1 protein-coding gene is annotated in these 669 nt (G+C 52.9%); it reads right to left on the bottom strand.

Annotated elements, in window-relative coordinates; translation table 11 throughout:
• Positions 1-28 precede the first annotated feature (28 nt).
• Positions 29-598: a PIN domain-containing protein gene (locus ABD971_RS09875; protein ID WP_345321617.1), complete on the bottom strand. Its 570-nt coding sequence runs from the start codon at positions 596-598 to the stop codon at positions 29-31.
• Positions 599-669 lie beyond the last annotated feature (71 nt).

Below are 669 nucleotides of genomic sequence, written 5' to 3'. Positions count from 1 at the left end.
AGACCATTAGGACATCTGGTCCTCGGTCTCAGATTAATTGTATCGAACACCTAAGTTCGCTGACGGTTTGTGTCAGTCCCTGCTCTCCAAGGCAGCCAAGGTATTCTTCTGGCGATTTCGGCGGATTTTTCAGTCTTGCACGAGTTTGTTTAACAGCGGTCAGTACCACGCTCGGAGCCAAATCCAATTGGCTGAGAAGGAACGAGTCTGGGTGGATCGCTTCAATCCCGTACGTACTCAAAGTGTCGTCGGGAAAGTCTTTCAAGTTGTAGGTCACGATTGCATCGGCTCCACAGCGAATCGCCGCGGCTAAAACATGCCGATCATCGGGATCAGGTAGCTCAAGGGCGTCGATCAACGGTTCGAAGCCAGTCACCAAGGCATCGAGTACATGCGAGTCCATTAACTGACGAGTGCGAGACAGTTGCTCTACCGTCAGATCAGGACGGACTTTGAGAACGCTTCGAGTCCATTCATCGTGGATCATCGACGACCAACGGGCTCGAAACAGCCCGGTCAATGCAAGCTGCATCAGCAGGTCACGAAGCGGTGCCGGAAACAGAACGCAAGCGTCGTAAACAACCGTGAAGTGACTCAAGGCTCAATACCCCATATCGAGCTCTTGGGCCTGGGCCGCCAATTCATCGAGTGCTTGATGACGCTTGCGGT

Origin of the sequence: Novipirellula rosea, from assembly GCF_039541335.1 — a bacterium.
Classification (GTDB): Bacteria; Planctomycetota; Planctomycetia; order Pirellulales; family Pirellulaceae; genus Novipirellula; species Novipirellula rosea.
Note: the sequence above shows the minus strand (reverse complement) of the source record. Positions and strands in the feature narration are given on the sequence as shown.